Raw genomic sequence first — 19703 nt, forward strand, 5'->3', positions numbered from 1 at the left:
ACGGGCAGCACCCCATCCGTGGGGCTAAAGCTGCTGCATCATCTTGCGCACGCCGGCGACATGGCGCCGACTCACGATCAACGCATCGCCATTGAGCCCTTTGAGAAACAACTGAAAGTGTCCCAGCGGCGTGCGCTGCAAACGTTCGATACGCTCACGGGCCACCAGCGCATTGCGATGGATGCGCACGAAGCGCTCGCCAAACTCATCCTCAAGCGCCTTGAGCGGCTCGTCGAGCAACACTTCGCCGGCCTCGTGACGCAAGGTCACGTACTTGTGATCAGCAATAAAATAGACCACCTGATCCAGTGGGATAAGCTCGATGCCTTTGCGGGTACGCGCGCTGATATGGCTGCGCGGCCCGTTACCGCTTTGGGCAGCAGGCTGAGTCAGGGCGGCCAGTTGCAGGCGGTTCGGGCGCTCGGCTTTTTTCAGGGCCTTGAGCAGACCTTCGCCGGCCACCGGTTTGGTCAGAAAGCTCACACCGCTGTCTTCCAGGGTCTGCGCAGAAAATTCTTCCTCTGCCGCACACAGCACCACCGCCGGCGGGGATTCGCGCTCGCTCAGGCGGGCTGCGACTTGCAGGCCATCGAGGCCCGGCATGCGAATATCGAGCAGCACTACGTCGGGCTTGAGGCTGTCGATCAGCGTCAACGCCTCTTCGCCGGTGGTGGCACTCGGTTCCAGGACTGTATAACCCTCGAGCTCTTTGACCAGACGGCTCAGACGCTCGCGGGCTTGGGGTTCGTCATCAACGATCAGGACATTCATATTGCGCTGGATTCCTGCGTGAGTCTCGCACAAGGATAGCGTAGACAGGTGCGGTGACTTGCGTCACAGCGATCCACGCTAAGACTGGTACGAACGGCAAAAAGTGCCCCGGCAGCGGCACCCATGTTTACCCGGACCTGTTCATTAGCGCCCAGGACCTGCTGCCTCCGGGCATCTTCGTAGGGTTTGCTGATACACAATCCGAATACCCCCTTTTTCAATGGACAGTCAGCCTCTGACCGCATTACCCGACTTTGGTGCGTTCATACACTGTCAGTCCAACTGTAGACGCTCGCCAGAACGATATTGCTCAATCGTCAAATATCGTATCAATAAGCCCGCGCTTGCAGTCTCGTCTCGGACGCGGCCGGCGGCAAGGCGCTTGGCCACCTCTGGCACAAATAAATTGCCGATCACCCGCAGCAGCGCCTCCAAGGGCAACCCTGTTATTATCGGCGCCACATTCCACGCCTCTTTCAAGCAGACCACGAGCGAATCCATGAGCACCGACAAGACCAACCAGTCCTGGGGCGGCCGCTTCAGTGAACCCGTCGACGCCTTCGTCGCCCGCTTCACCGCCTCCGTTAATTTCGACCAGCGCCTGTACCGCCACGACATCATGGGCTCCATCGCCCACGCCACGATGCTGGCCAAGGTCGGCGTGCTGACCGATGCCGAGCGCGACAGCATCATCGACGGTCTGACCACCATTGGCGGTGAGATCGAAGCCGGCACGTTCGACTGGCGCGTCGATCTGGAAGACGTGCATATGAATATCGAGGCGCGCCTTACGGACCGCATCGGCGTAACCGGCAAGAAGCTGCACACCGGTCGCAGCCGTAACGACCAGGTGGCCACCGATATCCGCCTGTGGCTGCGCGATGAAATCGACCTGATCCTGGCCGAAATCACACGCCTGCAAAAGGGTTTGCTGGAGCAGGCCGAGCGTGAATCGGACACCATCATGCCAGGGTTCACCCACCTGCAGACCGCGCAGCCAGTGACTTTCGGCCATCATTTGCTGGCCTGGTTCGAAATGCTCAGCCGCGACTACGAGCGCCTGGTGGACTGCCGCAAGCGCGCCAACCGCATGCCCCTGGGCAGCGCCGCACTGGCCGGCACCACGTACCCGATCGACCGCGAATACACCGCGCAACTCCTTGGCTTTGATGCCGTGGGCGGCAACTCCCTGGACGGCGTGTCGGACCGTGACTTCGCCATCGAATTCTGCGCTGCCGCCAGCATCGCCATGATGCACCTGTCGCGGTTCTCCGAAGAGCTGGTGCTGTGGACCAGCGCGCAATTCCAGTTCATCGACCTGCCGGACCGCTTCTGCACCGGCAGCTCGATCATGCCGCAAAAGAAAAACCCCGACGTGCCCGAGCTGGTTCGCGGTAAGAGCGGCCGCGTATTCGGCGCGCTGATGGGCCTGCTGACCCTGATGAAAGGCCAGCCGCTGGCCTACAACAAGGACAACCAGGAAGACAAGGAACCGCTGTTCGACGCCGCCGACACTCTGCGCGACTCGCTGCGCGCGTTCGCCGACATGATCCCGGCGATCAAGCCCAAACACGCGATCATGCGTGAAGCGGCCTTGCGTGGTTTCTCCACCGCGACAGACCTGGCCGACTACCTGGTGCGCCGTGGCCTGCCGTTCCGCGACTGCCACGAAATCGTCGGGCATGCGGTGAAGTACGGCGTGGACAGCGGCAAGGACCTGGCAGAAATGAGCCTGGAAGAACTGCGCCAGTTCAGCGACCAGATCGAGCAGGACGTGTTCGCTGTACTGACCCTGGAAGGCTCGGTGAATGCCCGCAACCACATCGGCGGCACTGCACCGGCACAGGTGAAAGCTGCGGTCGCGCGCGGCCAGGCGCTGCTCGCCAGCCGCTGAAACCATTGCAGGCGAGCAGCTCCCCCGCTGGAATGCATTCCAACGGTGGGAGTGGACTTGCTCCCGATAGCGCAGAGTCAGCCAACACATGTGCTGACTGACATACTGCTATCGGGAGCAAGCCCCCTCTCACACTGGCTTACTTTTTCGCCGCAATCATCGCCCGAAACGCCGGCATCGCCGCCTGCCGGTCCGCCTCGACCTTACGTGCGTTCGGCATGTCATTCAAACGCTCGAGCAACGCCCTCGCCTTCGGCAACTCAGCCAGCAAATCCAGGCCAAACAGCTTCTCGCCCACGCCACACGCCAGGTTCAAGCTGTACATGAAGTACAGGTCGGCAATCGTGAAGCTCTCCCCCGCCACATACGGCGCAAACTTGCCGTGACGCCCCAGGGAACCAACGCCCAACAGCAACTCGGCGCGGGACTTTTCCTTGATCGCCTCCGGCACCGACAGGCCAAAAAATGCCTCGGCGAAACACGCGCGGGCGGGCAACTCGATGTACAGCTCGATTTCCCGGCACAGCGCCAGCACCTGGGCCCGCGCGAAGGGGTCGCCCGGCAACAGCGCCGGCCCTTCCTGGGTTTGCTCGATGTATTCGAGGATCACACTGGTTTCGTTGATGAAACCCTGTTTTACCTCCAGCACGGGCACTTTGCCGCGCGGGCTGATCGTCAGGGTTTCCTGAGTTTGTCCGGCATAAAAAGGCACCTCTTCAAAGGGCAGCCCCTTTTCCAGCAGCGCCAGCTTGACCATGTTGTAGTAGTTGCTGACCGAAAATCCGTAAAGCTTGAGCATCGCAAAGCCTCCAGGCCGTGTGCGGGGTTGGCTGCAAGCGTTATAGATCCTCGCGACCTGCCTGACCAGCAGCATCACCCACCTGAATGGAGGTAGACTGGCGCCCTTTCCTTGAGGAGCCTGCCATGAGCGAGCCAACCGACATCGACAACGACGAAGAAGAATTCACTGAAAACACGCTGATCGAAGCGATCGAAAACCAGATCGAAAGCGACAACCCGCCGGCTGCCAAAGCTGTGTTCAACAAGCTGACGCTGGTGGGTTACGAGCGCGAAGACATCCTGAATTTGATGGCCCATGTGCTGGCGTTCGAGATCGACGCGATGCTCGACGAAGACCGCCCCTTCGATACCCACTGGTACGAAACAGCGTTGCGGGCACTGCCTGAGCTGCCACCGGAAAAGGAATAAGCCCGGCACGCAGCAACACGCTGGACAGTTCGGCAAAGTGCGTTCACCTTATGGCCTGCTAGCCTCTAATAAATTTAGAACGTCTGGAGTCCTTATGTCGTATACCCCTGAGTTGGTTGCCGAACTGGAAATCCTTGCACTCTTCAACCTGGACAGCTCCCAGGAAGGCCTGAAAGTCCATCAGACCGCCGCCCCCACTGCCGTTGCCGCCGCCAGGCGCCTGTTTGACAAAGAACTGATTACCCAGCCCGATGGTGGCTATCTGACCAGCCTTGGTCGCGATGCTGCCGAACACGCCCAAGGGCTGCTGACCATCCTGAGCACCACCCAAAAAGAAGCCGCCTGACACCTGATACCGCCCATGGAGTCCGCTGCCTGCGGATTCTGCGGGCGTTGCTGTGGGTGAGCGAAAAATTCCGGCACTAAACACCACTCCCCTCTAAAACTCCTGCGCATCTGACTGTAGACTCCTACACGGCCGCCCGCGTCGGGCTCTGCGAGCCACCGAGTTCGACATGACCCGCACCCATGAAATACGCCCTGACCTGGACGAGGGCATCGACCGCAAGGTGCTGGCCCAACTGCGTGGGCGTTTCATGGCGCTCAACGAAGGTCGCATGGCCCGTGCCGTCGAAGGGCTGACGCCGCGCCAGCACAGCGTATTGACGCTGCTTCCGCTGTTTTTCCACGTCAACCATCCGCTGTTGCCCGGCTACGTATCGGGCAGCACGCCGGCCGGACTGTCGAATTTCGAACCCGATGCCCAGGCCCTGGCCGAAGCCCAGCGGCTGACCCGCTCGTTCTCCTACAAGCCGCGCCCCGGCAACCAGCCCAGACCGATCCACGGCCTGTTTCTGATGGGCAGCCTGGGCACTCTGGCCCAGGCGGACCAGAGCGACATGGACGTGTGGGTGTGTCATGCCGCAGACCTTGGCGACATCGAACTGGCCGAACTGCGTAAAAAATGTCAGTTGCTGGAAGCCTGGGCGCTGACACTGGGCGCCGAGGCGCATTTCTTCCTGATCGAGCCGACGCGGTTTGTGCTGGGGGAGCGCGATACGCAACTGAGTTCCGACGATTGCGGCACCACTCAGCACTACCTGCTGCTGGACGAGTTCTACCGCACCGCCATCTGGCTGGCCGGTCGCACCCCGATCTGGTGGCTGGTGCCGGTGTACGAAGAATCGCGATATGCCGAGTTCACCCACACGCTTATTTCCAAGCGTTTTATCCGCGCCGATGAAACCCTCGACCTCGGCCACCTGGCACGCATTCCCCCGGGCGAATTCATTGGCGCCGGGCTCTGGCAACTGTTCAAAGGTATCGAGTCACCCTACAAGTCGCTGCTCAAGCTGTTGCTGACCGAGGTCTACGCCAGCGAACACCCGAACGTGGACTGCCTGAGCCTGCGCTTCAAACGCGCCGTGTTCGCCGACCGTATGGACCTGGATGAGCTGGATCCATACATCGTGGTGTACCGCCGTATCGAGGAATACCTCAACGCGCGCAACGAACCCGAGCGCCTGGAGCTGGTACGACGTGCGCTGTACCTGAAGGTCAACTGCAAGCTCAGCGCCGGCCAGCGCACCGCCAGTTGGCAACGCTTGCTGCTCGAGCGCCTGGCCGATGAGTGGGGCTGGGACCCGCGCCAACTGGCCCTGCTGGACAGCCGCAGCCAGTGGAAAGTGCGCCAGGTGGCGGCCGAGCGCCGCGCCCTGGTCAACGAGCTCAATTACAGTTACCGGTTCCTGACCCAGTTCGCCCGTACCGAACAGACCGTCAGCCTGATCAACAGGCGCGACCTCAATGTACTGGGCCGGCGCTTGTACGCAGCGTTCGAGCGCAAGGCCGGCAAGGTCGAATTCATCAACCCCGGCATTGCCCCGGACCTGGCCGAAGACACGCTGACGCTGGTGCAGTCGCCTAACCGCAAGGAGCCCGACCAGCACCACTGGGGCCTGTACAACGGCAGCCTCACCGCCCTGGAGTGGGAGCACTTTGCACCGATCAAGCGCAGCCGTGACCTGCTCGAAATGCTCACCTGGTGCCACCGCAACGGCGTGATCGACAGCAGCACACGCCTGGCCCTGCACCCGGGCACCAGCGACATGACCGAGTTCGAACTGTTCAACCTGCTGGGCAGCCTGCAGCAAACCCTCCCCCTGCCCTTGCCCAGCGTCGATGAAACCCGCCTGCTGCGCTCGGCGGTGCCCGACGAGGTGTTGCTGCTGATCAACGTCGGCGTCGATCCGCTCAAGCACCACCGCGACCTGAATATCCTGATGACCACCGAGCGCACCGACTCCCTGAGTTACGCCGGTGTGCGCGACAACCTGGTGCTGACCCTGGACCAGGTCACCCTCAACAGCTGGAACGAGGTGATGGTCAGCCGTTACGACGGGCCCCACGCGCTACTCGACTGCCTGCGCGACTACCTCAACCAGTTGCCTCTCGACCATCTGCCGCGCCTGCGCGTGCGCTGCTTCTGCCACAACCGTGCGCCGTTCATTGCCCAGCGCGTGGAGGAGATTTTCGACACCGCGCAACACTTGATGCTGGGGCAATCCAACCACCGTTACCTGCTGCAGGTACAACAGCACTATCACGTAATGGAATTGACGCCTGGCCAGGCCAACCATGTGTCGCTGCCGACTCAGCAAGCACTGATCGCCTACCTCGGCGAAGAACTGGCCAGTTACAGTCCCTGGCACCTGGATGCCATGGCCCTGGAAGGTCACGACCTGGCGCTGTTGCTGCCGATGGGCCTGGCCGATTGCGTGCAGGTGTTCTACCGGGTCAATGAAGGCTTCGCCGAGCTGTATGTGCTGGATGAGTTCAATGCGCTCTGGCAACAGCGCTTGCCGCTTCACGACGAGCAGAGCCTGCTGGCGCCGTTGCAGCGTTTTCTGCAATCGATCATCTATCGGCGTGACGCGTTATCGCCGCTTGACCCACAGCAACCGCAGGGCGCAGTCCACGTCCTGTATTACCAACTGCTGCCTTCGGGCAGCAACCGCGCGCGCGGGGTCGAGCCGCGTCCGGCGCCTTCGACGCCGGCCAACACGTCCTTTTATGAGGTGCAGGCAATCATCGCCAGGGCGGCGCCAGGCCAGGTGGGCATTACCCTGTACTGCAATCAGCGGGAGTTTTGCGAACTGGAGTTCGGCGACCAGCTGTTCACCGTGGTCGCCCGGGAAATCGTCGGGCAACGCCGGGAAACCGAGCGCTACCGCTGCTACATCACCGACCTCGACCTGTCCGGCCTGCTCGGTGATGTGCAAAGTCCGAGCAACCTGTACCTGCGCTACAAGGCCGAACTGGAAGTGTCGCTGAACGAGGCACTCAGCCAGATTTAAAGCGGAAAGGCGCCGCCGTCCTTTGGCTGGCCTTCGACGCTGAGCAACTCCAGCTTGAGGGTCTTGCCGCCGGGCGCCGGCCAGTCGATGTGCTGGCCAACCTGCAGGCCGAGCAGCGCGCTGCCGACCGGCGCCAGGATCGAAACCTTGCCTTCGTCGGCATTCGCGTGCTTTGGGTACACCAGGGTCAGGTGGTAGTCCTTGCCGCTGCCTTGTTCGCGGCAATGCACGCTGGAGTTCATGGTCACGACACCCGCAGGCACTTCATCGTGGCCAACCACGTCGGCGCGGTCGAGTTCGGCTTGCAACGCTTCGACACCGGGAAACTCGTCGCCCAGGCGGTCGATCAGTTGCTCCAGACGCTGCACGTCAAGACGGGTGAGGATGATGGACGGTGCGGTGGTCATGATTCAGGCAGACTCCTTTTTTCTGCACAAAAAAGCAAAACCCCGCCAGGAAAGGCGGGGTTCTCACAGGCCTCGATGGGTTGAGGCGTAGCCGGACACTACCACAGCGTCACAAATAAACAAGACGACCTCAGGCGAGTGCCCGGCGCTGCTCGGCCTCGGCACAGATAGTGCGGCGCCGGGCATCGTCGGCGGAGCGCCATTCGCGGATGTCTTCCACGTGACGGAAGCAGCCACGGCAGACTTTCTCATCGTCCAGGCGACACAAACTGATACAAGGTGACGGCACCGCCGGGCTCACATTACTGAACAGCGGCTTGGGCGGACGCGTGGGGGCAGGCTGGCTCACGGTCAAATCTCGTCGAAATCCAGCTCGGCGCCGGATTGTTCCAGAACCAGACGGGCCAGCATCTCGCTGAGCAGCTCATCGCTGGTATCGCACTGCCAGTTGTTGTCTTCTTCGTTGTAGTCGAAGTGAAAACCACCGGAACGTGCCGCCAGCCACAACTGCCGCAACGGTTCCTGCCGGCTGAAGATCAACTGAGTGCCGTTCTCGAACTTGACCGTCAACACGCCGGCCGAGTTTTCCAGGTCCACGTCCAGGCCGCTGTCGTCGAAAATATCCTCCAGCGCCTGCTGGGTAGAATCCACCAGATCGTGAAAACGGGCTTCGGTCAAACTCATTGTGGCAACCTCAAAAGTGTCGGGTTCTGCTCAAGCGCCGCACGATACGGAGGCGCCTGCGTGAATGCAACGGATACCGATTTCATTACCGATGACGGTACGAATTATCACCGGCCAGCGTAGCTCTATTCCCGAACAAGTCGGCAAACCCCCGCCGGACGGGTATTTCGGCGCATAGGCAAGCTGCCGGGTGGTCGGTATACTCGGGCGCAATTAATGCATATTCAAGGATTTCGCCATGAAGCGCCTGATCTCTTCCCTTGCTGCGCTCGTCGCGGTCGCTTGCCTCGTTAGTGCTTGTGGACAAAAAGGCCCACTGTACCTGCCCGATGACAGCAAGGACCCCAACGAACAGGCGCAATCGTCGCAGAAGCCTTCAAAAGCGCACAAGCACGACACTTACTAAGGGAACACCATGGACGCTTTTAACTACCGGGACGGTGAACTGTTCGCGGAAGGCGTGGCGTTGTCGGCAATTGCCGAGCGCTTTGGCACCCCGACCTACGTGTACTCGCGTGCGCACATCGAGGCGCAGTACCGCTCCTTCACCGACCCGTTGAACGGCGTGCCGCACCTGGTGTGCTACGCAGTCAAGGCCAACTCCAACCTGGGCGTACTCAATGTCCTGGCGCGTCTGGGCGCCGGTTTCGACATCGTGTCCCGTGGCGAGCTGGAGCGCGTGCTCGCCGCCGGCGGCCAGGCTGACAAGATTGTGTTCTCCGGTGTCGGCAAGAGCCGCGACGACATGCGCCGCGCCCTGGAAGTAGGCGTGCACTGCTTCAACGTCGAATCCACCGACGAGCTGGAGCGCCTGCAGGTGGTGGCCGCCGAGCTGGGCGTTCGCGCGCCGATCTCGCTGCGCGTCAACCCGGACGTCGACGCCGGCACCCACCCTTACATTTCCACCGGTCTCAAAGAGAACAAGTTCGGCATCGCCATTGCCGACGCCGAAGACGTGTACATCCGCGCCGCCCAACTGCCGAACCTGGACGTGCTGGGCGTCGACTGCCACATCGGCTCGCAACTGACCAGCCTGCCACCGTTCCTTGATGCCCTCGACCACCTGCTGGCGCTGGTCGACCGCCTCGGCGACTGCGGCATCTACCTGCGCCATATCGACCTCGGTGGCGGTGTGGGGGTGCGTTATCGCGACGAAGAGCCGCCGCTGATCGCCGACTACATCCAGGCTGTGCGCGAGCGTATCGAAGGCCGCGACCTGGCGCTGTTGTTCGAGCCAGGCCGCTACATCGTCGCCAATGCCGGCGTGCTGCTGACTCAGGTCGAGTACCTCAAGCACACCGAACACAAGGATTTCGCCATCGTCGATGCGGCGATGAACGACCTGATCCGCCCGGCGCTGTACCAGGCCTGGATGAATGTCACCGCCGTGGCCCCTCGCGACAGCGAAGCGCGCGCCTACGATATCGTCGGGCCGATCTGCGAGACCGGCGACTTCCTGGCCAAGGATCGTCAACTGGCGCTCGCCGAAGGCGATCTGCTGGCCATTCATTCGGCCGGCGCCTATGGGTTTGTCATGAGTTCCAACTACAACACGCGCGGGCGTACCGCCGAGGTGCTGGTGGACGGTGATCAAGCATTTGAAGTGCGTCGCCGCGAGACGGTAGCCGAGTTGTATGCTGGCGAAAGCCTGCTGCCGGAGTAAGCCATGCTGCTGCGTTTTACCAAGATGCACGGGCTGGGTAACGATTTCATGGTCCTCGACCTGGTCAGCCAGCACGCGCACATCCTGCCCAAGCACGCCAAACAATGGGGCGACCGGCACACCGGCATTGGTTTCGACCAGTTGCTGATCGTCGAGGCGCCGAGCAATCCGGAGGTGGATTTCCGCTACCGGATCTTCAACGCCGACGGCACCGAAGTGGAACAGTGCGGCAACGGCGCCCGCTGCTTCGCGCGCTTTGTGCTGGACAAGCGCCTGACCGCCAAGCGCCAGATCCGCGTCGAAACCAAAGGCGGCGTGATCGAGCTGGATATCCGCAATGACGGCCAGATCAGCGTCAACATGGGCGCGCCGCGCCTGGTGCCGGCGGACATCCCGTTCCAGGCCGACGCACAGGCCGCAAGCTACCCGTTGGACGTGGACGGCAACAGCGTCGAGATCGCCGCCGTGTCCATGGGCAATCCCCATGCGGTGCTGCGGGTCAATGACATCAACAACGCGCCGGTGCATGAACTGGGGCCTAAGATCGAGCATCATCCGCGCTTTCCGGCGCGGGTGAACGTGGGCTTCATGCAGGTGATCGACCGCTCCCGCGCGCAACTGCGTGTGTGGGAACGCGGCGTCGGCGAAACACAGGCCTGCGGCACCGGTGCCTGCGCCGCCGCCGTGGCCGCGATCAGCCAGGGCTGGATGGATTCGCCGCTGCTGATCGACCTGCCCGGTGGACGCCTGTCCATCGAATGGGCAGGCCCGGGCCACCCGGTACTGATGACCGGGCCGGCCTCGCGCGTCTACGAAGGACAGGTCCGTCTATGAGTGAGCCAAGCCAATGACCGATAAACCTCGAGTACCCGCACACGCTACCCCGAGCGAAAGTCTGGAGGCCGCTGCAGTCGCGGCGTACCTTGAGGCTAATCCGGACTTCTTCGTCGAACACGAAGAGCTGCTGCCGGCCCTTCGTATTCCGCACCAGCGCGGCGATACCGTGTCGCTGGTGGAGCGGCAGATGAAGATCCTGCGCGAGCGCAACATCGAAATGCGCCATCGGCTCTCGCACCTGATGGACGTGGCCCGTGATAACGATCGCCTGTTCGACAAGACCCGTCGCCTGATCCTGACCCTGATGGACGCCGCCAGCCTGGAAGAAACGGTAATGGCCGTCGAGGACAGCCTGCGTGAGGACTTCCAGGTGCCTTTTGTCAGCCTGATCCTGTTCAGCGAAAACCCGATGCCGGTAGGGCGCTGGGTCAGTGGCAGCGACGCACAGACCGCCATCGGCGGCCTGTTGTCCGAAGGCAATAGCATCAGCGGCACCTTGCGTGAACACGAGCTGGACTTTCTGTTCGGTGCCGAACAGCGCAAGCAGATTGGCTCCACCGCCGTGGTCGCCCTTAGTCACCAGGGTCTGCACGGCGTACTGGCCATCGCCAGTCGTGACCCGCAGCACTACAAAAGTTCGGTAGGCACGCTGTTTCTGACCTACATCGCCGAAGTGCTGGGCCGCGTGTTGCCGCGCTACACCACCGCCCTGCGCGCGGTGCGCTAGCCATGCAAGGGCAACTGGACGCTTATTGCGCGCACCTGCGCAACGAGCGCCAGGTGTCGCCGCACACCCTGGAAGCCTACCGGCGCGACTTGAACAAGGTGCTGGCCTGGTGCGAAAAGCAGCACGTCACCAGTTGGAAGGACCTGGACATCCAGGCACTGCGCAGCCTGATCGCCAGGCTGCACCAGCAAGGCCAGTCGTCGCGCAGCCTGTCGCGCCTGCTGTCGGCGGTGCGCGGCCTTTACCATTTCCTGAACCGCGAAGGCTTGTGCGACCACGATCCGGCCAATGGCCTGTCGCCGCCCAAGGGCGAACGGCGCCTGCCCAAGACCCTCGACACGGACCGCGCCCTGCAATTGCTCGATGGCGCGGTGGAGGATGATTTCCTCGCCCATCGCGATCAGGCGATTCTGGAGCTCTTCTACTCCTCGGGGCTGCGCCTCTCGGAGCTGACCGGCCTGAACCTCGACCAGCTGGACCTCGCGGATGGTCTGGTGCAGGTGCTGGGCAAAGGCAGCAAGACCCGCGTCCTGCCGGTCGGTAGAAAGGCCCGCGAAGCCCTGCAACTGTGGTTGCCGTTGCGGGCACTGGCCAATCCGGTGGACGACGCAGTATTCATCAGCCAGCAAGGCCGGCGACTGGGGCCGCGAGCCATCCAGGTGCGGGTCAAGGCGGCGGGCGAGCGTGAGCTGGGGCAGAACCTGCACCCGCACATGCTGCGGCACTCTTTTGCCAGCCATCTGCTCGAATCCTCCCAGGACCTGCGCGCGGTCCAGGAACTGCTCGGCCACGCCGACATCAAGACCACGCAGATCTACACCCACCTGGACTTCCAGCACCTGGCAACGGTGTACGACAGCGCCCATCCACGGGCCAAACGCATCAAGGGCGGCGACTCATGAGTATTAAGCTGATCACCTTCGACCTGGACGACACGCTCTGGGACAACGTACCCGTCATCATCAGCGCCGAAGCATCGATGCGCGAATGGCTGGCGCTCAATGCATCCAAAGTCGGCGACCTGCCCCTGGAGCATTTCGCCAGCTTGCGCCAGCAAGTGCTGCAGCGCCATCCGGAGCTCAAACACCGTATCAGCGTGCTGCGCCACCGCGTGCTGATGCTGGCCTTCGAGGAAGCGGGCTACCCACAGCCTGAAGCCACGCAGATGGCCGACATCTGCTACGAGGCGTTCATCCACGCACGGCATCAGCTCACCGTGTTCCCCGACGCCGAGCCCATGCTCAAGGCACTGCGCCAGCACTTCCTGCTCGGCGTAATCACCAACGGCAACGCCGACGTGCAGCGTGTGGGCCTGGCGGATTATTTTCACTTTGCGCTGCGCGCCGAAGACATCGGCATCGCCAAGCCGGACTCGCGATTGTTTGAGGAAGCGCTGCAACGTGGCGGCGTGGCGGCCAGTGAGGCGGTGCATGTGGGCGATCATCCCGGGGATGATATTGCCGGCGCGCAGCAGGCCGGGTTGCGTGCGGTGTGGTTCAACCCGACGGGCAAGGCGTGGGAGGCGGACAAGCACCCGGATGCCGAGATTCGCAGCCTGACGGAGTTGCCGGGGTTGCTCACAGGCTGGAAGTGACGCGCTTGCTGCAACACTGAGTATCAATTGTGGGAGGGGGCTTGCTCCCGATAGCGGGCTGTCAGCCCATACACCTGTTGGCTGACCCACTGCTATCGGGAGCAAGCCCCCTCCCACATTGCCTTGTGTTGATTTATAAATTTGTATCAGGCATGAAAAAGCCCGCAGCGACGGCGGGCTTTTTCCTACAGGCAGGTAGCTGACCTCAGATAGGTCGGCTGCCGTACTTGTTATCCGGTTTTTTCGGCGGATCCGCTACGACATTGGGCTCGACCTCGACCACTTTGCCGCCTTTGGCGAGGAACTCTTCCATCGCACGGGCCAGGGCATCGCGCTCTTTGTTCTTGGCTTCAACGCTCGGCAACTCGTCTACCGACACGGCAGCCTTGGCTTTGCCTTTGGCCTTGGGCGCCGCATCATCGCCACCGCCATCATCGGCCTCGTCGGCAACGTCTTCAGCCGCTGCCTCAAGACCTTCTTCGGTGTCGTCTTCATCACCTACTTCGAGGTCGTCTTGTTCCAGATCATCGTCGCTCATGTTCTACCTCATGACTTGCGAAAAGCAGATTAGTTATAGCCCAGCTTTATCCTCTGTCGAGGTCGCCGGAAAAAAATCACATCCACCGGATAACCAGTGGCTTACGCCTCGTCACCGTACAACGTGGCGAGGACTTTTCGAGCACCGCCTTGATCACGGTGCTCGCCCAGATAAACACCTTGCCAGGTCCCCATCGCCAAGCGGCCGGCGCTTACCGGCAGACTCACCTGGCAGCCCAGCAGACTGGCCTTGAAGTGCGCAGGCAGATCATCCGGTCCTTCGTCATTGTGTTCGAACCCGGAACGACCTTGCGGCACCAGCGAGTTGAAAAACCGTTCGAAGTCACGACGTACCGCCGGGTCGGCATTCTCGTTGACCGTCAACGAGGCCGAGGTGTGCTGCAGCCACAGATGCAACAGGCCCACGCGACACGACTTCAGCTCAGGCAAGCCGGCAAGCAGCTCGTCGGTCACCAGGTGAAAGCCCCGAGGCTTGGCCCGCAGGGTAATCAGGGTCTGTTGCCACATACAGTTCTCCGCCCATCGGCGCGCATTCTAGCGCGCTCTGGGAAAAAACAAAGTGCCGAATACGCCTACATGCCTGTAAGACTTTCGCACCCTTGAAAGCACCGAGTGCGCCCCATTACAAACTCGGCGCAAAAACCGGTACAGCATGTTATGACTGACAAACGCCAGACAAAAAAATGCCCGGCAAGCCGGGCAGTTTTTTTCGCATGCTTACAAGTTGTAACCACGCTCGTTGTGTTGCGCCAGGTCGAGGCCCACCGCCTCTTCTTCTTCGGTAACCCGCAGGCCCATGACCATGTCGAGTACCTTGAGGATGACGAAGGTCACAATGGCTGTGTAGATCACCGTGAAACCGACGCCTTTGCACTGGATCCAGACCTGTGCAGCGATGTCGGTCACAGTGCCGAAGCCGCCCAATGCAGGGGCTGCGAATACACCGGTGAGGATCGCACCAACGATACCGCCGATACCGTGCACGCCGAAGGCGTCCAGGGAGTCGTCGTAGCCCAGTTTGCGCTTGAGCGTGGTGGCGCAGAAGAAGCAGATGACACCGGCCGCCAGGCCGATGATCAGCGCGCCCATCGGGCCCACGGTACCGGCAGCCGGCGTAACGGCAACCAGACCGGCGACAACACCCGAGGCAATACCCAGTGCGCTTGGCTTACCGTGCGCGATCCACTCGGCGAACATCCAGCCCAGCGCCGCGGCAGCGGTAGCGATCTGGGTCACCAGCATCGCCATGCCAGCGGTGCCATTGGCCGCCGCCGCGGAACCGGCGTTGAAACCGAACCAGCCGATCCACAGCATCGCCGCGCCCACCAGCGTGTAACCCAGGTTGTGCGGAGCCATCGGGGTGGTCGGGAAACCTTTACGCTTGCCGAGCACGATGCACGCCACCAGGCCAGCCACACCGGCGTTGATGTGCACCACGGTGCCGCCGGCGAAGTCCAGCACGCCCCAGTCCCACAGCAGGCCGCCATTACCACTCCAGACCATGTGCGCAATCGGCGCATAGACCAGGGTGAACCAGATGGCCATGAAGATCAGCATCGCGGAGAATTTCATGCGCTCGGCGAATGCACCGACGATCAGCGCCGGGGTGATGATGGCGAAGGTCATCTGGAAGGTGATGAACACTGCTTCGGGGAACAGCGCCGCAGGCCCGGTGATGCTGGCCGGGGTCACGCCCGCCAGGAACGCCTTGCCCATGCCGCCGAAGAACGAGTTGAAGTTGACCACGCCCTGTTCCATACCGGTGGTATCGAACGCGATGCTGTAGCCGTAGACGACCCACAGGATGCTGATCAGGCCAGTGATGGCAAAGCACTGCATCATCACCGACAGAATATTTTTGGAGCGGACCATGCCGCCGTAGAACAGCGCAAGGCCCGGGATGGTCATGAACAGCACCAGGGCGGTGGCGGTCAGCATCCAGGCGGTGTCGCCGGAGTTGAGGACTGGAGCCGCCACTTCGTCTGCCGCCATGGCCAGGCTTGGCATTACGATGGACAACAGGGCTCCGAGCCCTGCGAGTTTACGCAGAGTCATATTGTTTTCTCCTGGGGCGTTGGGGTTTGGCGGCTTAGATTGCGTCGGTATCGGTTTCGCCGGTACGGATGCGAATAGCCTGTTCCAGATTGACCACGAAGATCTTGCCGTCACCGATCTTGCCGGTGTTGGCGGCCTTGGTTATCGCTTCGATAACCCGGTCAAGATCCTTGTCGTCAATGGCGACATCAATCTTCACCTTCGGCAGGAAATCCACCACGTATTCCGCGCCGCGATACAGCTCGGTGTGACCCTTCTGCCGACCGAAGCCTTTGACCTCAGTAACGGTAATGCCCTGCACGCCGATCTCGGACAATGACTCGCGGACATCGTCCAACTTGAACGGCTTGATGATGGCAGTGACTAGCTTCATGAAAACTCTCTCCCGAATTGGTGGACTTGCCCCAGGAAAACAAACCCGACTCAAGTCTAAGCGCAGTGCCTGGCTTTGTAACGCATCGTTGCCTCGGCATTCACCGTTGCAACGCAAGCAAACCACTGGTGACGAAACCTGTACCCCTGATCCATCGGCGCACTGCATTCGTCACAACGACTGCATCAGTGCATGGGTCATGATCGACTAAGCAGAAACCTTGCCAGCTCCGTAAAAACCACTTAAATCAGCCATTTGCCCGTTTATGCCGCAACGCACGTGAGCCTGGCGGTCGCAATGCGCACAAAAACAGTGCGCAGCCGCCCGGCGCGATGCGCGAAAAGCGTGCGTCTGCGCGTTTGAAAAAGACTATAGACGCTGCGTGATACACTGCCGGCCAACAGTTATTCCGGAATATTTCCCATGCTCGCGCCCAAAGACTTCCTCGACGCCCTGAGCGGCCACGCCTCTCGCCTGTTCAGCGGCGACACCCCGCTGCCCCGCAATGAAATCGAAAGCCAGTTCAAGGCATTGCTGCAAAGCGGCTTCAGCAAACTCGACCTGGTAAGCCGCGAAGAATTTGACAGCCAGATGGTGGTATTGGCCCGCACGCGTGCGCGGTTGGAGAGCCTGGAGGCGAAGGTGGCAGAGCTGGAGGCGCGGCTGACACCCACTGCCGCTGAATAACCGCGAAAATTGTGGGAGGGCTTGCTCCCGTTATCGGCGTGTCATACACCCCATAGACGCCTGACACACTGCCATCGGGAGCCAGCCCCCTCCCACATTTATCCTGTGTCGTGCACCGGATACGTTCTGTAAAACCTCCTCGCCTCGCTCTGTCCAGTCTCGTCTACCCTTGAAAAACCCGCACAAGGCGGCCCTCCATTTCAAGGAACGAGCATGTCCCTCGCCATCGTCCACAGCCGCGCCCAGGTTGGCGTCGAAGCGCCCGCCGTCACCGTCGAGGTGCATATGGCCAATGGTTTGCCGTCCCTGACGCTGGTGGGGTTGCCCGAAACCGCCGTCAAGGAAAGCAAGGACCGCGTACGCAGCGCCATTCTCAATTCGGCCCTGCAATACCCGTCGCGCCGCATCACCCTCAACCTCGCGCCCGCCGACCTGCCCAAGGACGGCGGGCGTTTTGATTTAGCGATTGCGCTGGGCATTCTGGCGGCCAGTGTGCAGGTGCCGACGTTGATGCTCGATGACGTGGAGTGCCTCGGGGAATTGGCGTTGTCCGGCGAGGTGCGCGCCGTCAAAGGCGTGCTGCCGGCGGCGCTGGCTGCGCGCAAGGCCGGGCGCACCTTGATAGTGCCGCGGGCGAATGCCGAGGAGGCCTGCCTGGCGTCGGGGTTGAAGGTCATAGCGGTGGATCACCTGCTGCAGGTGGTCGCGCACCTGAATGGGCATGTGCCGATTGAGCCCTACAAGTCAGACGGCTTGCAGTACCTGAACACGCCGTATCCTGACCTGAGCGAAGTGCAGGGCCAGCTCTCGGCCAAGCGCGCCTTGCTGATCGCGGCGGCGGGCGCGCATAACCTGCTGCTCAGCGGCCCGCCCGGCACCGGCAAGACCTTGCTCGCCAGTCGCCTGCCCGGTCTGTTACCCCCGCTGAGTGAGCAGGAGGCGCTGGAAGTCGCGGCGATTCAATCGGTCGTCAGCCTGGCGCCCTTGAGCCACTGGCCCAATCGGCCGTTTCGCCAACCCCATCACTCTGCATCCGGCCCGGCGCTGGTGGGCGGTGGGTGTGACAATTGAAAATAATTGCAACTGTACGGAAATAGATGCAACTGAGGCTACGCCGGCACTCACGACTGAACTTCCGGCCAATCCCATTAAAGACGGGGGCTGCAGCGAGGTTAGAAGTGCTACTGAAACGTGGGTACGATCATTGGTCACGGCAACCGGGGGCTCCGCCTATTTTGAGCTTCACAACATCAGCGATGCCTGGTGTTTACGAAGTCATACACCTGTGATACCAATGTGCCACCCGTAACCCAGCGTTCGGGACTGTGAAAAACCTCGATGTATAAGGATGAGTAATGTCTAGTCCAGACAGCGCCGCTCTGCGGGTGGCATACCTGAACATTGTTCAGGGAATAGTTTCACGCTTGGCCAATAGCTCCTCGGTCATCAAAGGTGCCAGCGTTACAGTGTTGAGTGCACTGCTAGCCTTCGCCGGCGGAGAACATGTCACGTTTCATGCCTGGATGTTCCTTCTGCCAGGCGTGATATTCATGTGTTACCACGCCTACTTTTTGCAGCAGGAACGTGCATTTGTAAAGCTCTACAATGCAGCAGCGGCGCAGCCACTCTCCAAGGAAGTAAGTTTCGTGATTGATGCGGTAACGATCAATGCTGTCAAGGAAGCCTACTGGTCTGTATTGGCAAGGAAGTCTATCTGGGGGTTCCATATCCCCATGATCGCTGGTTTTGTTTTCGCCTTCTGGCTTTCATCGAGAGGTTGATATGTTTCTGGACTTACAGATAAATGGATTTTCCGGGGCGGGTTTGAGCGCCACCAGTGATGAAATTGCGGTGTTTGAATCGCGAAATGCCAACCTCACCGCCGATATGGAGAAGTACCTAGTCGACGGCGAAAAAAACCTCAATGCCGCAGCGATCGAGGATCACCTCTTTCCCAAACTGCATGTTGACATCTTCATCTCACACGCTCATGCAGACCAAGCTAAAGCGATCAACCTCGCTATCGCTTTTCAGAGACTCGGGCTGACTGCGTTTGTGGATTCGTGCGTGTGGGGCCATGCGGACGACCTCTTGCTAAAGGTAGACAAGAAGTTCAGCGCTAACAAAAAGGCAGAAAATTCGTATTTTTATGAATTGAGAAATCGGACCACATCCAACGTCCATATGATCTTGAATTCAGCGTTGCATGAGATGATCGACCGATCTGAGCTGCTGATTTTTTTGGATACGGATCACTCCGTGAAGGTTAGAGATCTCATGGAAGATGACCAATATCTTTCCTCTCCCTGGATTTTTTCCGAGCTCATGTTTGCCAAACGCGCCAGACGTACGCCCAGGCAGGCTATACGAATGTCACTGGAACACCAGTTCGAGGCGTACGCCGGCACCGAGAAGCGCAAGTTTGAATTCCAGTACGAACTCCCTCAACTCACCAGCAGCGTCTCGTATCCTGAATTCCTGATGTGGATAAAAAGCGGCAACACCTCGTCTACGAATCGGCTCAATGCTCTTAAGCATCTTGATGTGCTCTACAAGCAAGTTGGCGTGTCAGCGGAGCTGCTAAAAGACCCTCGGTTCTTCGGCTGACAGGATGATCACATCGTGGGCGAAAGCCTGAACCATGATCTGGCCTTCATGACCTTCTTGATAGGTGTTGCCCACGGAGTCGGCGGTGAATGGACCGACAGTGATCAAGCCTTGTTTTTCGCTGGTGACCGAAATGTACGCTGGTGTTGTCACGGGGCGCTCTCATTGCTTGAAAAGACATACCTCAAAGGCACCATTGCCTGAAAGGATGGATACGAAATCAAAATACCGCCAGCTTTTATGCAGCCAATCCGGATCAAGGCTTCGAGCTCATAGGCTCA

At 60.7% G+C, this 19703-nt stretch carries 23 protein-coding genes and 2 pseudogenes; 14 read left to right on the forward strand and 11 right to left on the reverse strand.

What is annotated here, in order from left to right; genetic code table 11:
- Nucleotides 1-24 precede the first annotated feature (24 nt).
- Nucleotides 25-771: a LytR/AlgR family response regulator transcription factor gene (locus RHM60_RS15350; protein WP_209986288.1), complete on the reverse strand. Its 747-nt coding sequence runs from the start codon at nucleotides 769-771 to the stop codon at nucleotides 25-27.
- Between the two features lie 273 nt (nucleotides 772-1044).
- Nucleotides 1045-1284 carry a hypothetical protein gene (locus RHM60_RS15355; RefSeq protein ID WP_209986291.1) on the reverse strand — a complete coding sequence of 80 codons (240 nt, stop codon included), beginning with the start codon at nucleotides 1282-1284 and terminating at the stop codon, nucleotides 1045-1047.
- Between RHM60_RS15355 and argH the strand changes: the two genes are divergently transcribed.
- The gene (gene argH / locus RHM60_RS15360; RefSeq protein ID WP_057006391.1) at nucleotides 1271-2665 is read left to right on the forward strand and encodes an argininosuccinate lyase; all 1395 of its coding nucleotides are present in this window, start codon (nucleotides 1271-1273) and stop codon (nucleotides 2663-2665) included. The genes RHM60_RS15355 and argH overlap by 14 nt on opposite strands.
- A 139-nt stretch (nucleotides 2666-2804) precedes the next feature.
- Here the strand turns inward: argH and RHM60_RS15365 are convergent, their stop codons facing one another.
- Complete coding sequence (locus RHM60_RS15365; protein WP_231422791.1) at nucleotides 2805-3464, reverse strand: glutathione S-transferase family protein; 660 nt, start codon at nucleotides 3462-3464, stop codon at nucleotides 2805-2807.
- Between the two features lie 125 nt (nucleotides 3465-3589).
- Here RHM60_RS15365 and RHM60_RS15370 point away from each other — a divergent pair, with 125 nt between their 5' ends.
- The 3 genes from RHM60_RS15370 to RHM60_RS15380 all read left to right on the forward strand — a co-directional run bounded on the left by RHM60_RS15370 (nucleotide 3590) and on the right by RHM60_RS15380 (nucleotide 7230).
- Nucleotides 3590-3874: a hypothetical protein gene (locus RHM60_RS15370; protein ID WP_209986296.1), complete on the forward strand. Its 285-nt coding sequence runs from the start codon at nucleotides 3590-3592 to the stop codon at nucleotides 3872-3874.
- Between the two features lie 94 nt (nucleotides 3875-3968).
- On the forward strand, nucleotides 3969-4220 hold the full coding sequence (locus tag RHM60_RS15375) for a TIGR02647 family protein (RefSeq protein WP_209986299.1): 252 nt from the start codon (nucleotides 3969-3971) through the stop codon (nucleotides 4218-4220).
- Nucleotides 4221-4389: 169 nt separating this feature from the next.
- Entirely contained in the window at nucleotides 4390-7230 is a 2841-nt protein-coding gene (locus tag RHM60_RS15380) for a class I adenylate cyclase (RefSeq protein WP_322212164.1), read from the forward strand.
- Here RHM60_RS15380 and rnk read toward each other — a convergent pair.
- The 3 genes from rnk to cyaY form a co-directional block, all read right to left on the reverse strand.
- Complete coding sequence (rnk, locus tag RHM60_RS15385) at nucleotides 7227-7637, reverse strand: nucleoside diphosphate kinase regulator (protein ID WP_209986305.1); 411 nt, start codon at nucleotides 7635-7637, stop codon at nucleotides 7227-7229. The genes RHM60_RS15380 and rnk overlap by 4 nt on opposite strands.
- Before the next feature lie 130 nt (nucleotides 7638-7767).
- A complete protein-coding gene (locus RHM60_RS15390) occupies nucleotides 7768-7986 on the reverse strand; it encodes a DUF1289 domain-containing protein (protein WP_209986307.1) in 219 nt (72 codons plus the stop codon).
- Between the two features lie 2 nt (nucleotides 7987-7988).
- Nucleotides 7989-8321, reverse strand: coding sequence for an iron donor protein CyaY (gene cyaY, locus RHM60_RS15395; protein WP_003231561.1), 333 nt, complete (start codon nucleotides 8319-8321; stop codon nucleotides 7989-7991).
- A 238-nt stretch (nucleotides 8322-8559) separates the two neighbouring features.
- Between cyaY and lptM the strand changes: the two genes are divergently transcribed.
- The 6 genes from lptM to RHM60_RS15425 are packed head-to-tail and all read left to right on the forward strand — an operon-like array spanning nucleotide 8560 to nucleotide 13142.
- The gene (gene lptM, locus RHM60_RS15400; protein ID WP_003195417.1) at nucleotides 8560-8727 is read left to right on the forward strand and encodes an LPS translocon maturation chaperone LptM; all 168 of its coding nucleotides are present in this window, start codon (nucleotides 8560-8562) and stop codon (nucleotides 8725-8727) included.
- A 9-nt stretch (nucleotides 8728-8736) separates the two neighbouring features.
- Nucleotides 8737-9984, forward strand: coding sequence for a diaminopimelate decarboxylase (lysA, locus tag RHM60_RS15405; RefSeq protein ID WP_322212165.1), 1248 nt, complete (start codon nucleotides 8737-8739; stop codon nucleotides 9982-9984).
- Between the two features lie 3 nt (nucleotides 9985-9987).
- Entirely contained in the window at nucleotides 9988-10818 is an 831-nt protein-coding gene (gene dapF / locus RHM60_RS15410) for a diaminopimelate epimerase (RefSeq protein ID WP_057006386.1), read from the forward strand.
- A 13-nt stretch (nucleotides 10819-10831) separates the two neighbouring features.
- The gene (locus RHM60_RS15415) at nucleotides 10832-11548 is read left to right on the forward strand and encodes a DUF484 family protein (RefSeq protein ID WP_322212166.1); all 717 of its coding nucleotides are present in this window, start codon (nucleotides 10832-10834) and stop codon (nucleotides 11546-11548) included.
- Between the two features lie 2 nt (nucleotides 11549-11550).
- On the forward strand, nucleotides 11551-12450 hold the full coding sequence (gene xerC / locus RHM60_RS15420) for a tyrosine recombinase XerC (RefSeq protein WP_231422796.1): 900 nt from the start codon (nucleotides 11551-11553) through the stop codon (nucleotides 12448-12450).
- Entirely contained in the window at nucleotides 12447-13142 is a 696-nt protein-coding gene (locus RHM60_RS15425; protein WP_209986321.1) for an HAD family hydrolase, read from the forward strand. Before xerC ends, RHM60_RS15425 begins: the two co-directional genes overlap by 4 nt.
- Before the next feature lie 205 nt (nucleotides 13143-13347).
- On the opposite strand, the gene sutA is transcribed toward RHM60_RS15425, so the two are convergent.
- The 4 genes from sutA to glnK all read right to left on the reverse strand — a co-directional run bounded on the left by sutA (nucleotide 13348) and on the right by glnK (nucleotide 16128).
- Nucleotides 13348-13680 (reverse strand): transcriptional regulator SutA, encoded by a 333-nt coding sequence (sutA, locus tag RHM60_RS15430; protein WP_057006382.1) that lies wholly within the window; start codon nucleotides 13678-13680, stop codon nucleotides 13348-13350.
- A 101-nt stretch (nucleotides 13681-13781) separates the two neighbouring features.
- Nucleotides 13782-14207: a secondary thiamine-phosphate synthase enzyme YjbQ gene (locus tag RHM60_RS15435; protein WP_322212167.1), complete on the reverse strand. Its 426-nt coding sequence runs from the start codon at nucleotides 14205-14207 to the stop codon at nucleotides 13782-13784.
- 210 nt (nucleotides 14208-14417) lie between these two features.
- Entirely contained in the window at nucleotides 14418-15755 is a 1338-nt protein-coding gene (locus RHM60_RS15440) for an ammonium transporter (protein ID WP_057006380.1), read from the reverse strand.
- A 34-nt stretch (nucleotides 15756-15789) separates the two neighbouring features.
- Nucleotides 15790-16128 (reverse strand): P-II family nitrogen regulator, encoded by a 339-nt coding sequence (gene glnK, locus RHM60_RS15445; protein WP_002555808.1) that lies wholly within the window; start codon nucleotides 16126-16128, stop codon nucleotides 15790-15792.
- A gap of 423 nt (nucleotides 16129-16551) precedes the next feature.
- On the opposite strand from glnK, the gene RHM60_RS15450 reads away from it, so the two are divergent.
- The 4 genes and pseudogenes from RHM60_RS15450 (at nucleotide 16552) to RHM60_RS15465 (ending at nucleotide 19422) form a co-directional block, all read left to right on the forward strand.
- Nucleotides 16552-16815 carry an accessory factor UbiK family protein gene (locus RHM60_RS15450; RefSeq protein WP_209986328.1) on the forward strand — a complete coding sequence of 88 codons (264 nt, stop codon included), beginning with the start codon at nucleotides 16552-16554 and terminating at the stop codon, nucleotides 16813-16815.
- A gap of 213 nt (nucleotides 16816-17028) precedes the next feature.
- Nucleotides 17029-17874 (forward strand): annotated as a pseudogene (locus RHM60_RS15455) (YifB family Mg chelatase-like AAA ATPase); the annotation flags it as partial.
- Nucleotides 17875-18170: 296 nt separating this feature from the next.
- Nucleotides 18171-18596, forward strand: coding sequence for a hypothetical protein (locus RHM60_RS15460; protein ID WP_322212168.1), 426 nt, complete (start codon nucleotides 18171-18173; stop codon nucleotides 18594-18596).
- A gap of 1 nt (nucleotide 18597) precedes the next feature.
- A complete protein-coding gene (locus RHM60_RS15465; protein ID WP_137204120.1) occupies nucleotides 18598-19422 on the forward strand; it encodes a toll/interleukin-1 receptor domain-containing protein in 825 nt (274 codons plus the stop codon).
- Between the two features lie 3 nt (nucleotides 19423-19425).
- Here RHM60_RS15465 and tssD read toward each other — a convergent pair.
- Nucleotides 19426-19575: pseudogene (tssD, locus tag RHM60_RS15470) on the reverse strand (type VI secretion system tube protein TssD); the annotation flags it as partial.
- Nucleotides 19576-19703 lie beyond the last annotated feature (128 nt).

This window comes from Pseudomonas sp. MH9.3, assembly GCF_034354675.1.
Lineage (GTDB): Bacteria > Pseudomonadota > Gammaproteobacteria > Pseudomonadales > Pseudomonadaceae > Aquipseudomonas.

Excerpts from the sequence above, each read along its gene's own strand:
- RHM60_RS15350 (WP_209986288.1), bottom strand. The coding sequence starts at position 771 with ATGAATGTCCTGATCGTTGATGACGAACCCCAAGCCCGCGAGCGTCTG.
- argH (WP_057006391.1), top strand. The coding sequence starts at position 1,271 with ATGAGCACCGACAAGACCAACCAGTCCTGGGGCGGCCGCTTCAGTGAA.
- RHM60_RS15365 (WP_231422791.1), bottom strand. The coding sequence starts at position 3,464 with ATGCTCAAGCTTTACGGATTTTCGGTCAGCAACTACTACAACATGGTC.
- RHM60_RS15370 (WP_209986296.1), top strand. The coding sequence starts at position 3,590 with ATGAGCGAGCCAACCGACATCGACAACGACGAAGAAGAATTCACTGAA.
- RHM60_RS15375 (WP_209986299.1), top strand. The coding sequence starts at position 3,969 with ATGTCGTATACCCCTGAGTTGGTTGCCGAACTGGAAATCCTTGCACTC.
- RHM60_RS15380 (WP_322212164.1), top strand. The coding sequence starts at position 4,390 with ATGACCCGCACCCATGAAATACGCCCTGACCTGGACGAGGGCATCGAC.
- rnk (WP_209986305.1), bottom strand. The coding sequence starts at position 7,637 with ATGACCACCGCACCGTCCATCATCCTCACCCGTCTTGACGTGCAGCGT.
- cyaY (WP_003231561.1), bottom strand. The coding sequence starts at position 8,321 with ATGAGTTTGACCGAAGCCCGTTTTCACGATCTGGTGGATTCTACCCAG.
- lptM (WP_003195417.1), top strand. The coding sequence starts at position 8,560 with ATGAAGCGCCTGATCTCTTCCCTTGCTGCGCTCGTCGCGGTCGCTTGC.
- lysA (WP_322212165.1), top strand. The coding sequence starts at position 8,737 with ATGGACGCTTTTAACTACCGGGACGGTGAACTGTTCGCGGAAGGCGTG.
- dapF (WP_057006386.1), top strand. The coding sequence starts at position 9,988 with ATGCTGCTGCGTTTTACCAAGATGCACGGGCTGGGTAACGATTTCATG.
- RHM60_RS15415 (WP_322212166.1), top strand. The coding sequence starts at position 10,832 with ATGACCGATAAACCTCGAGTACCCGCACACGCTACCCCGAGCGAAAGT.
- xerC (WP_231422796.1), top strand. The coding sequence starts at position 11,551 with ATGCAAGGGCAACTGGACGCTTATTGCGCGCACCTGCGCAACGAGCGC.
- RHM60_RS15425 (WP_209986321.1), top strand. The coding sequence starts at position 12,447 with ATGAGTATTAAGCTGATCACCTTCGACCTGGACGACACGCTCTGGGAC.
- sutA (WP_057006382.1), bottom strand. The coding sequence starts at position 13,680 with ATGAGCGACGATGATCTGGAACAAGACGACCTCGAAGTAGGTGATGAA.
- RHM60_RS15435 (WP_322212167.1), bottom strand. The coding sequence starts at position 14,207 with ATGTGGCAACAGACCCTGATTACCCTGCGGGCCAAGCCTCGGGGCTTT.
- RHM60_RS15440 (WP_057006380.1), bottom strand. The coding sequence starts at position 15,755 with ATGACTCTGCGTAAACTCGCAGGGCTCGGAGCCCTGTTGTCCATCGTA.
- glnK (WP_002555808.1), bottom strand. The coding sequence starts at position 16,128 with ATGAAGCTAGTCACTGCCATCATCAAGCCGTTCAAGTTGGACGATGTC.
- RHM60_RS15450 (WP_209986328.1), top strand. The coding sequence starts at position 16,552 with ATGCTCGCGCCCAAAGACTTCCTCGACGCCCTGAGCGGCCACGCCTCT.
- RHM60_RS15460 (WP_322212168.1), top strand. The coding sequence starts at position 18,171 with ATGTCTAGTCCAGACAGCGCCGCTCTGCGGGTGGCATACCTGAACATT.
- RHM60_RS15465 (WP_137204120.1), top strand. The coding sequence starts at position 18,598 with ATGTTTCTGGACTTACAGATAAATGGATTTTCCGGGGCGGGTTTGAGC.